Raw genomic sequence first — 10,348 nt, 5'->3', positions numbered from 1 at the left:
CACCCAGTGGCTGATCGAGAAGAACGGCCACCTCAGCCCCGCCGCCGCACGTCAGAGATGGCTCGACCAGAACCTGCCATGCGCGGCATAGTGCAACCTACTGTCCAGGGAACCGGGTGCGGTACAGTCGACTGGTGCCGGGCGCGGGGCCTCGAGGTCACGCGCTCCGGGCCTATCGCAAGAACGACCAGGCCTGGGTGGAGCAGAAGAACGGCGCAATCGTGCGCCGGCTGGTCGGATACGGGCGGTTCGAGGGACCGGCGGCCGCCGCGGCGCTCGCTCGGCTCTACGCGGCGGCCCGGCTGCACGTGAACCTGTTCCAGCCGAGCTTCAAGCTTCGCGAGAAGACCCGCCTCGGCGCCAGGGTGGTCAAGCGCTGGCATGCACCCGCGACGCCGGCAGACCGGGCGCTGGCGAGCGGCCGGCTGGATGCGGCCAGCGCCCTGCGGATCACCGATCTCCGGACGCGCGCCGATCCGGTGGTCGCCCTCGCCGCGATCCGCGCCGCCCAGGCCGAACTCGGGCGACGGGTCGATCAGCGAGGGACCGGCCCGGTCGAGGCCGAGGCGCCGATCGTCATCGATATCGCCGGCGTTCTCAAGAGCGCCGCCCGAAGCGGCGAACAGCGCCCGATCCATCGTCGGCCCTACAGGCGCGTGAACTCGATCCACACCGTAGCGAGATCGACGGCTGGCTCGACGCCGAACCGGTGATCACCGCCGTCGAGGTGCTGGCGCGGCTGACGGCACGCTATCCGCATCGCTTCACGGAGAAGCATCTCCGGAGCACCCAGCGAAATGGTGAGAGCATGGCGGGCGGACCAGGCAAAGCGGGCTATCCGCTGCGGGACCGCAGCGCTGGAAGCAACGATCGCGACCGTCACGCCCGCGTCTTCCTTGTAGCCCACAGGGACTTCCCGCGCCTCGCTGCGTCGGACTCCTGACTCACCCCCGCGAGGCGCAGGTCCCTGCCTCCCCCGGCCGGCACACGGCGGCAGCCGTAGACGCCGGGGGCGTCTGCCCCCGGCACCCCCGAGGATATTTGAACGACGAAAATTGGGCAGGGGGCGAGAGGCCCGCGGCCGCGACTGCTCGCCCCCCGAAAATCCGTCGTGGACGGTCCGCGCGATCACGATGTCGGTAACATTCTCTGGTGAGGCAACATGGAGGGCCAGTTTGTCGTGTCGCCTGACACGCATGGGCGTACATCTTTGGCGCGGTCTGCCCGGCCCCTGCGACCGGCGCCGCGATCGTCATACCGTATGCCGACACGCACGCGATGAACGCCCACCTCGCCGAGATCGGCCGGCACGTCTCGCCCGGCGCGCATGCGATCCTTGTCCTCGACGGCACCGGCTGGCACGGCTCGAAAGGACCTTGTCCTCCCGTCCAGCATCAGCCTGTTAACGCTGCCACCCTACAGCTGAACCCTGTCGAGAACGTGTGGCGGTTCCTCTGCCAGAACCGTCTCGCGAACCGCGTGTTCGACAGCTACGGCGCCATCACCGACGCCTGCTGCGAAGCTTGGAACGTGCTTCTCGCAACCCCGAGCGCTTCGCATCGATCACCTCACGCCAGGGGGCGCAGATCAGCGGATGACGCCGTTGGTGGTAGTGGGCGTTCAGGAAGGTGCTATATATGGCGTCCACGACACTTGCGCGCAAGATAGCAAGATATGCTTATTGGCTGATATAACTTGCTGTTTTCGGGCCTGTGCGCAGGGCGGGCGCTCCCGGAATGATCCGGCCCAGAGCGGAACGCACGCCGGTTGAACCGGGTCGTGCGCTCCAGAGTCTCGAAACTACGCAAGGTCTTGCTCACCGGACGATTCCGTCGGTTGGACATTGCCGCTGCGGTGGCGCACGGCGCCGCGCCAGAGCATCAGGCCGGCGCGGACCATCGCCTCGGAGGCCGGCCGGTCGGGCTCGCGGGGGTGGGTGGCCGACAGGCACTGGTTGAGCCAGACGCCCTCGATCAGGCTCGCCGAGGCGCAGGCTAGGTCGGCGAGCGTCGCGCCGTCGCGGAGCGTCAGCCCGAAATGGGCGACGGCCTCGGCGAGAACCGCCTCGAGCTGCGCGACCCGCCGCCCGAACTCCTCCATCGACGGCGCGGCGATGCGTTCGCTCCACAGGCCGTAGGGCAGAACGCCGAGCCAGAGCGCCCAGAGCGACGCATACGACATCGACGGCGCGGCGCCATGCGTCGGGCCGCGGGCGGACTGGGCGGCGAAGAACGCGGCGACCCAGGCTTCCGCGTCGGGGAAGGCGGCGAGGGGCGGCCAGTCGGCGAGTCCGGAGATCTCCGCGGCGTCGAGGGCCATGCCCATCGTCCTGACCTGATAGGCGAGCTGGCTGCCGAAGAGGTTGGTGATGGCGCCGCGGGTCTTGCCGTCGCGGGCGGCCACGGCGCTGGCGTCGAGCCGGGCGAAGGGGCCGACCGCCATCGCGTCGCGGTCGAGGTCGCCCGCGTCGTGACGGATCTGTTCGAGGGCGGCGAGCGCGCCCATCTCGAGATAGCGCCGGCGGGCGTCGTCCCTCGGCAGCGGCGAGCGGCGGCGGCCCCTGTCGTCGTCCTGCGGCGGCTCGGTCGTCCTGCGGTCCATCGTCCTTGATCCGAATCGGGATACGGGTTAGTACATACGGTACGTATTTAACGGCGGGGCGGATTTCGAGCCCGCAGGAGACTTCAGAGGGAGCGGCGTCCAATGTCCAGTGGCCTTCGGGCGTGGACCGCCACCGGTATGGCCACGCTGGCCTCGACCTATGCGCTGGACACCGTCTCGACCGCAGCGGGCGGGCTGCTCGTGGCCTCGGGGCTGATGTCGGCGCCACGGCGGCGGCGGCGCTGGCCTTCCTGCTCCTGAGCTACGCCGCCTGGGGCGCGGCGCTGCGGCCGAGCCTCGCCGCGAACTGGGATCTGCTGCAACGGACCGGGGCGAGCACCTGCCTGCCGTCCAAGACGGCGCACGACATCGCGCTGCGGCGGGGAGCCGGGCTGGGGGCGCGCCGGCTCGCCGCGGCGGCGGGATATGTCGGCGCGGAACTCGCCAAGGAGGCGCCTTACTACTTCGGGGCGGCGGGGGCGGCGCTGCTCGTCGACGGCGTCACCTCGATCGACGCGCTCGTGTTCCTCGGCGGCGCCAACCTCGGGGCGGCTGCCTATGAGCTCGGGCTGGCGCACGCGACGCGCGGGCTGCTGCGCCGGGCGCCCGGGTCGACGGTCTATGCCTCGTTCGAGGCGGAGTGGGATCCGCAGCGCTACCTCGCCGACTACTACGCCGGCGTCGAGGCGGACGAGCGCCACGCCATCGCCTTTCTCGCCGGGGCCGCGCAGGGCCTGCCGCCCGGGCAATCGGTCCTGGTGTTCGGTTCCGGCCGACGCTGCACCATGCGTTTCCGTTCGCTGACCGGGCCCGGGTCATCGACCTTTGCGACTTCCTGCCCGGGAACCTGCGGGAATCGAGCGCTGGATGAACCGGGAGGCCGGCGCGCATGACTGGCGGCCCTTCGTGCGGCATGCGCTCGCCTGCGCCGGAAGGCCCGCCGACGACGCGGCCGTCGCCGGGCGGGAGGCCCTGATGCGGGCGAGGATGGGGCGGCTGCTGCGCGCCGACCTGCGGGACGCCGCGCCGCTGGGGCCGGGCCATCGCTGCTACGACGTGGTCGTCTCGGCCTACGGCGCCGATTCGGCGACGGCCGACCGGGCGACCTGGGCGCTCTATATGGCGCGGATCGCCGGCCTCGTCCGGCCCGGCGGCCTGCTCGCGGTGGCGGCGCTGCGGCGCTGTCGCGGCTACGATGTCGGCGACCGCGCGAACGTCGACGAGGCCGACGTGCGCCGGGCGCTCGCGCCGCTGACGGAGGATCTGAGCGTGGAGGCCCGGCTGCTGCCGGAGCAGGCGCGGCACGGCTATGGCGGAATCGTCCTCGCCAGCGGCCGGCGGCGGCCGGCGGTGTGCCCGCAGAACGCGGGCGCCCATGGCCGCGGGGCTCAGCCCAGCGCGGCGGCGTAGGCCTTGAGCGCGGTTTCGGGGCCGTCGGGGTGGTCCCAGATCTCGGCGCCGAGGGCGAGGAAGTCGGCGACGGGCGCGAGTGTGGCGGCGAGGGGCAGGGAGACGCCGCCCTCGGCGACGACGGGGGTTTCGATCACCTCGGACCACCATTCGAACAGCTCGAAGGGGGCGCTCACGCCGTCGCTGAGGGCGCCGGCCTCGACCGGGCCGAAGGAGACATAGTCGGCGCCTATCTCGGCCGCGGTCATGCCGTCGTGGCGGGAGGTGCGGGCATGGGCGCCGACGATGCCGTTCGAGCCCAGCGCCTCGCGGGCGGCGCGCACCCGGCGCGGGCCGTCGTGAAGATGGACCCCGTCGAGGCCGAGCCGGGCGGCGAGGCGGTAGTGCTCGGCAACGACGAGCGGCACGTCGCGGGCGTGGCAGACGGCGCGGAGCGCGTCGGCCGCGCGCATCAGTTCGTCCTCCGAGGTGGTGGCGAGCGACAGGCGCAGGCAGGCGATCTCGACGGTGTCGAGCAGGCGCGCGAGCACGTCGCCGAAAGCCTCGACGGTCAGGATCGGCGGCGTGACGAGGTAGAGCCGCGGCTCGGCCATCTGCGGCGCGCCGGTCTCAGCCCCGGCGCCTGAGGATCGAGCGGCCGGCGAAGACCGCGTCGTCGCCGAGATCCTCCTCGAGCCGGATCAGCTGGTTGTACTTCGCCAGCCGGTCGGAGCGGGAGAGCGAGCCGGTCTTGATCTGGCCGCAGTTGGTGGCGACGGCGAGGTCGGCGATGGTCGCGTCCTCGGTCTCGCCCGAGCGGTGCGACATGACGGCGGTGTAGCCGGCGCGGTGCGCCATGTCGACGGCGGCGAGGGTTTCGGTCAGCGAGCCGATCTGATTGACCTTGACGAGGATCGAGTTGCCGACGCCGGCGTCGATGCCGCGCGACAGCCGTTCGGTGTTGGTGACGAAGAGGTCGTCGCCGACGAGCTGGCAGCGGCCGCCGATCTGGTCGGTGAGGAGCTTCCAGCCCTCCCAGTCGTCCTCGGACATGCCGTCCTCGATCGAGATGATCGGATAGGCGTCGACGAGCGCGGTCAGGTAGGCGGCGTTCTCGGCGGGCGTGAGGATCTTGCCCTCGCCGGAGATGTCGTAGCGGCCGTCCTTGAAGTACTCGGTCGCGGCGCAGTCGAGAGCGAGATAGACGTCCTCGCCGGGGCGGTAGCCTGCCCTTTCGATCGAGCGCATGATGAAGTCGAGCGCCTCGCGGGTGGAGGAGAGGTTGGGGGCGAAGCCGCCCTCGTCGCCGACGGCGGTGTTGTGGCCGGCGTCGTGGAGACCCTTCTTGAGCGCGTGGAAGACCTCGGCGCCGATGCGCACGGCCTCGCGCAGGTTCTCGGCTCCGACCGGCATCACCATGAATTCCTGGATGTCGATCGGGTTGTCGGCGTGCTGGCCGCCGTTGATGATGTTCATCATCGGCACGGGCAGGGTCCGCGCCGTGACGCCGCCGACGTAGCGGTAGAGCGGCGCGCCGAGGCTGGTCGCCGCGGCCTTGGCGGTGGCGAGGCTGACGCCGAGGATGGCGTTGGCGCCGAGCCGGCCCTTGTTCGCGGTGCCGTCGAGTTCGTTCAGGATGCGGTCGATGTGGATCTGGTCGGTGGCGCGCAGTCCGGCGAGGGCGTCGCAGATCGCGCCGTTGACCGCCTCGACCGCGCCGAGCACGCCCTTGCCGCCGTAGCGGTTCTTGTCGCCGTCGCGGAGCTCGACGGCCTCGTGGGCGCCCGTTGACGCGCCGGAGGGCACGGCGGCGCGGCCGAGCGAGCCGTCCTCGAGCAGGACGTCGACCTCCACGGTCGGGTTGCCCCGGCTGTCCAGGATCTCCCGCGCGACGACGTCAATGATGACCGACATGGTGCTCCCCCGAAAGCGGCTCGGGGGAGGATTAGCCGAAGGCGGCGTGGCGCGGAACAGGAAATCGCGTCAGGCGGCGGCGCGCCAGACCTCCCGCGCAGGCGGCGGCATCGTCCGGGCAGGACACCGGCCAGACCCTCGAAGGCAGGAGGGGGCTGAGTTCATCCTCCGCCTGCGGCGCCTCCGGCCGCGTCTTCTGCGCGCCCGAGTGAGCCCGCGGGCGTTCCGCGGGCGTCACGGGGGGTTACAGGCCGGGAGACGACCGGTTACGGTCGTGCCCCAGGGAGAGTGCGGTCGCCGCCCCGACTCGCCCGTCAATCGACAGCGCGGCAGGAGACGCAGCGCCCACATGCCCCCGCCCCGGCTTTCCGGCCCCGGCGCCGACCTTCCGCAACGCGCGGACGGGTCGCGGTCGCGCGTCCCGATCCCACCACGTGCACAGGAGGCCCTGAGGCCATGCAAGACTTCTTCGCCTTCGCGTATACCCCCGAGGGCTGGGCCGCGCTGGTCACGCTGGTGGCGATGGAGGTCGTCCTCGGCATCGACAACCTCATCTTCATCTCGATCCTGACCAACAAGCTGCCGCCGCAGCACCGGGTGAGGGCGCGGCGGCTCGGCATCGGCGCGGCGCTGATCATGCGGCTGCTGCTGCTCGCCACGATCTCCTACATCGTGGCGATGACGGCGCCGGTCTTCACCGCCTTCGGGCATCCGTTCTCGTGGCGCGACCTGATCCTGATCGCCGGCGGCCTGTTCCTGATCTGGAAGGCGACGAAGGAGATCCACCACAGCGTCGACCCGGAGGACCACAAGGACGAGATGGTGGGCAAGGCGGTGAACGTGACGCTCGGCGGCGCGATCTTCCAGATCCTGCTGCTCGACCTCGTGTTCTCGGTCGACTCGATCATCACCGCGGTCGGCATGACCGAGCATCTGGCGATCATGTACATCGCGGTCATCGTCGCGATCACCGTGATGCTGCTCGCCGCCACCCCGCTCGCCAACTTCATCGAGAAGAACCCGACGATCGTCATGCTGGCGCTCGGATTCCTGCTGATGATCGGCACGACGCTGATCGCGGACGGGATGGGGTTCCATGTGCCCAAGGGCTACATCTACTCGGCGATGGCGTTCTCGGCGCTGGTCGAGGGGCTCAACATGTTGGCGCGGCGGCGGACGGCGCGGCGCGGCGGCGACAACGCCGGTCACTGACGCGATGTCGGGCTTTCCCGGTTCCGCCGCGGACCGATATGGTCGCGACGGAACCGGGAGGGGCGCATGAGCTACGAGACCATCCATTTCGCGGTCGAGGCGGGCGTCGCGACGCTGACGCTCGCTCGCGCCGACAAGCTCAACGCCCTGAACGAGCCGATGCGCCGCGAGATCACCGCGGCCGTGGGGCGGGCGGGCGCGGAGGCGCGCGTGCTGGTTCTGACCGGCGAGGGGCGGGCCTTCTGCACCGGGCAGGATCTCGGGGTGGCGGGGGCAGATTTCGACGTCGGCCGCATCCTGCGCGAGGAGTACGAGCCGATGCTGCGGGCGATCTACGATTGCCCGGTCCCGACCATCGCGGCGGTGAACGGCGTGGCGGCCGGGGCGGGCGCCAATCTCGCGCTCGGCTGCGACGTGGCGATCGCGGCGGAGTCGGCGGTCTTCATCCAGGCCTTCGCCCGGATCGGGCTCGTGCCGGACGCTGGCGGCACCTGGTGGCTGCCGCGGCAGGTCGGCTTCGCCAGGGCCATGGGCGCCGCGCTGTTCGCCGAGCCGGTTCCGGCGCGGCAGGCGGCGGATTGGGGGATGATCTGGCAGGCCGTCCCCGATGCGGAGTTCGCGGAAGTGGTGCGGGCCCGGGCGCGCCGGCTCGCCGATGGGCCGACGGCGGCCTATCGGCTGATGAAGCAGGCGCTGCGGCGGGGCCTCGCCAGCGACCTCGAGACGCAGCTGGCGCTCGAGGCCGAGTTGCAGGCGCAGGCCGGGGCGACGCGGGACTTCCGCGAGGCGCTGACCGCCTTCCTCGAGAAGCGGCCGCCCCGCTACGAGGGGCGGTAGCCCGCGGCTCGGGCCGGCTCTCCAGGCGTGGCCGAAGGCGTGACGGGCGGGCCGGGGCAGGCGATGACGAGGGGCGAAGGATCTTATGATCGACGGGCTCGACACGGGCGCGCTCGCGACGCTGGTTGCGGGTCTTCTCGCCGCGGGAGCGGTCGTCGGCGTGCTGGCCGGGCTGTTCGGGGTCGGCGGCGGCGCGATCTCGGTGCCGGTGTTCTTCGAGGTCTTCGGTCTGCTCGGATATCCGGACGCGGTGCGGATGCCGCTGGCGGTGGGCACCTCGCTCGCGGTGATCATCCCGACCGCCATCGTCTCGGCGCGCGGTCACTACAGGCGCGGCACGGTGGACGTGCCGCTCCTGAAGCTCTGGGCCGCGCCTGTGGTGCTCGGGGTTGCGCTCGGCGCGCTGATCGCCCGCTACGCGGAGCCTGACCTCTTCAAGCTCGTCTTCACGGTGATCTCGCTCGTCATCGCGGCGAAGCTCCTGACCGGCGGGCGCTGGAAGATCGCCGACGGCCTGCCCGGTCGCACGACGCTGCGCATCTGCGGCGCGGGGATCGGCCTTCTCGGCGCGCTGATGGGCGTCGGCGGCGGGGCGATGTCCAACCTGGTCCTGACGCTCTACGGCGTGCCGATCCACAACGCGGTCTCCACCGGGGCGGGCGTGGGGATCCTGATCTCGGTCCCCGGCGCGCTCGGCTACATGGCTGCCGGCTGGGGCAAGCCCGGGCTGCCGCCCGACGCGATCGGCTACGTCTCGTTGCTGGCCTTCGTGGTCACCATCCCGACCTCGATCCTCACCACCCGGCTCGGGGTGTGGCTTGCGCACGCCATGTCGCGGCGCGCGCTGGAGGTGGCGTTCGGGCTCTTCTTGCTTGCGGTCAGCGTCCGGTTCGTGGCGGCGATGATCTGACGGAGCTTCAGCCGATCTTGCCGGTGATGTAGTCCTCGGTCTGCTTGTGCCGGGGTTTCGAGAAGATGTCCTCGGTCCGGCCCTCCTCGATCAGCTTGCCGAGGTGGAAGAACGCGGTCTTCTGGCTGACGCGCGCGGCCTGCTGCATCGAGTGGGTCACGATCACGATCGTGAACTTGCTGCGCAGCTCGTCGATCAGCTCCTCGATGATCGCCGTGGCGATCGGGTCGAGCGCCGAGCAGGGCTCGTCCATAAGCACCACCTCGGGCTGCGTCGCGATGGCGCGCGCGATGCAGAGGCGCTGCTGCTGGCCGCCGGAGAGGCCGGTTCCGGGCTCGTGCAGCCGGTCCTTGACCTCGTTCCAGAGACCCGCGCGCTTGAGCGACTTCGTCACCGTCTCCTCGAGCTCCGTCCTGGAGCGGAAGAGGCCGTGGATGCGCGGACCATAGGCGACGTTCTCGAAGATCGACTTCGGGAACGGGTTCGGCTTCTGGAACACCATGCCGACCCGGGCGCGCAGCTCCACCACGTCGAGGCGCGGGTCGTTGATGCTCGCGCCGTCGAGCAGGATCTCGCCCTTCACCCGCGCGGTCGGGATGGTGTCGTTCATGCGGTTGATGCAGCGCAGGAACGTCGACTTGCCGCAGCCCGACGGCCCGATGAAGGCGGTCACCTGCCGCGGCGCGATGTCGACGGAGACGTCGAACAGCGCCTGCTTGTCGCCATAGAACACCGAGACGTCACGCGCGCGCACCTTCCAGGAGGGGGGCGCGTCGTGCACGACGGCGGTTTCGGTCCGCACTGCATCCATGGGACGATACTGCACCTTGTTGTCCACGAGAGTCATCCGGCTTTCCTTCCTTGGGCGGCCCGGTTCACCATTTGCGCTCGAGCTTCTGGCGCAGGACGATGGCGATGGCGTTCATGATGACGAGGAAGACGAGGAGCACAATGATCGCGCCCGAGGCCCGTTCGACGAAAGCGGGATCGGCTCGCTGGGTGAAGTTGTAGACCTGCACGGGCAGCGCGGTCGCCGGGTCGAGGACGCCGCCGGGCAGCGGCCCGGGGAAGTCCTTCACGAAGGCGACCATGCCGATCAGGAGAAGCGGGGCCGTCTCGCCGAGGGCGTGGGCGAGGCCGATGATCGTCCCGGTCAGGATGCCCGGCATGGCGAGCGGCAGCACGTGGTGGACGATCGCCTGCATCCGGCTCGCGCCAACGCCGAGGGCGGCCTCCTTGATCGAGGGCGGCACCGACTTCAGCGCCACGCGGGTCGAGATGATGATCGTCGGCAGCGTCATCAACGTCAGCACCAGGCCGCCGACGATCGGCGCCGACATCGGCAGGTGCAGGAAGTTGATGAAGATCGCTAGGCCGAGGACGCCGAAGAACCGGCTGACCGACCTGATCGAGGTGAACATCTCCAACCTCGCGGCGGTGCCCTCGATCGTCTTCGGCATCCTCGGCCTAGCGATCTTCATCAAC

General features: G+C 70.6%; 10 protein-coding genes and 2 pseudogenes. 7 read left to right on the top strand and 5 right to left on the bottom strand.

All coding sequences use genetic code 11. From position 1 onward, the window contains the following. The first annotated feature begins 116 nt into the window (after positions 1 to 116). On the top strand, positions 117 to 713 hold the full coding sequence (locus KBA23_RS13810) for a hypothetical protein (RefSeq protein WP_290741893.1): 597 nt from the start codon (positions 117 to 119) through the stop codon (positions 711 to 713). 478 nt (positions 714 to 1,191) lie between these two features. After that, positions 1,192 to 1,536 (top strand): annotated as a pseudogene (locus KBA23_RS13805) (transposase); the annotation flags it as partial. Between the two features lie 264 nt (positions 1,537 to 1,800). Here the strand turns inward: KBA23_RS13805 and KBA23_RS13800 are convergent. Beyond that, entirely contained in the window at positions 1,801 to 2,601 is an 801-nt protein-coding gene (locus KBA23_RS13800; protein WP_290741891.1) for a hypothetical protein, read from the bottom strand. Positions 2,602 to 2,723: 122 nt separating this feature from the next. On the opposite strand from KBA23_RS13800, the gene KBA23_RS13795 reads away from it, so the two are divergent. Then, a complete protein-coding gene (locus KBA23_RS13795; protein ID WP_290741889.1) occupies positions 2,724 to 3,494 on the top strand; it encodes a hypothetical protein in 771 nt (256 codons plus the stop codon). After that, the gene (locus tag KBA23_RS13790) at positions 3,469 to 4,011 is read left to right on the top strand and encodes a hypothetical protein (protein ID WP_290741887.1); all 543 of its coding nucleotides are present in this window, start codon (positions 3,469 to 3,471) and stop codon (positions 4,009 to 4,011) included. Before KBA23_RS13795 ends, KBA23_RS13790 begins: the two co-directional genes overlap by 26 nt. On the opposite strand, the gene KBA23_RS13785 is transcribed toward KBA23_RS13790, so the two are convergent. Both KBA23_RS13785 and eno read right to left on the bottom strand, forming a co-directional pair. Beyond that, positions 3,990 to 4,604: a thiamine phosphate synthase gene (locus KBA23_RS13785; RefSeq protein ID WP_290741885.1), complete on the bottom strand. Its 615-nt coding sequence runs from the start codon at positions 4,602 to 4,604 to the stop codon at positions 3,990 to 3,992. The genes KBA23_RS13790 and KBA23_RS13785 overlap by 22 nt on opposite strands. 16 nt (positions 4,605 to 4,620) lie before the next feature. Further along, on the bottom strand, positions 4,621 to 5,904 hold the full coding sequence (eno, locus tag KBA23_RS13780; RefSeq protein ID WP_290741884.1) for a phosphopyruvate hydratase: 1,284 nt from the start codon (positions 5,902 to 5,904) through the stop codon (positions 4,621 to 4,623). A 456-nt stretch (positions 5,905 to 6,360) separates the two neighbouring features. On the opposite strand from eno, the gene KBA23_RS13775 reads away from it, so the two are divergent. The 3 genes from KBA23_RS13775 to KBA23_RS13765 all read left to right on the top strand — a co-directional run bounded on the left by KBA23_RS13775 (position 6,361) and on the right by KBA23_RS13765 (position 8,863). Continuing rightward, positions 6,361 to 7,116 carry a TerC family protein gene (locus KBA23_RS13775; protein WP_290741882.1) on the top strand — a complete coding sequence of 252 codons (756 nt, stop codon included), beginning with the start codon at positions 6,361 to 6,363 and terminating at the stop codon, positions 7,114 to 7,116. 66 nt (positions 7,117 to 7,182) lie between these two features. Continuing rightward, entirely contained in the window at positions 7,183 to 7,953 is a 771-nt protein-coding gene (locus tag KBA23_RS13770) for an enoyl-CoA hydratase-related protein (RefSeq protein WP_290741880.1), read from the top strand. 85 nt (positions 7,954 to 8,038) lie between these two features. Continuing rightward, on the top strand, positions 8,039 to 8,863 hold the full coding sequence (locus KBA23_RS13765; RefSeq protein WP_290741878.1) for a sulfite exporter TauE/SafE family protein: 825 nt from the start codon (positions 8,039 to 8,041) through the stop codon (positions 8,861 to 8,863). A 7-nt stretch (positions 8,864 to 8,870) separates the two neighbouring features. Here KBA23_RS13765 and pstB read toward each other — a convergent pair whose 3' ends face one another. Both pstB and KBA23_RS13755 read right to left on the bottom strand, forming a co-directional pair. Then, complete coding sequence (pstB, locus tag KBA23_RS13760; protein ID WP_290741895.1) at positions 8,871 to 9,674, bottom strand: phosphate ABC transporter ATP-binding protein PstB; 804 nt, start codon at positions 9,672 to 9,674, stop codon at positions 8,871 to 8,873. Positions 9,675 to 9,738: 64 nt separating this feature from the next. Next, positions 9,739 to 10,251: pseudogene (locus KBA23_RS13755) on the bottom strand (ABC transporter permease subunit); the annotation flags it as partial. Positions 10,252 to 10,348: the final 97 nt, after the last annotated feature.

The organism is Amaricoccus sp. (assembly GCF_017995835.1).
GTDB lineage: Bacteria > Pseudomonadota > Alphaproteobacteria > Rhodobacterales > Rhodobacteraceae > Amaricoccus.
The sequence above is the reverse complement of the archived record's forward strand: the minus strand, read 5'-3'. Positions and strand labels throughout refer to the sequence as shown.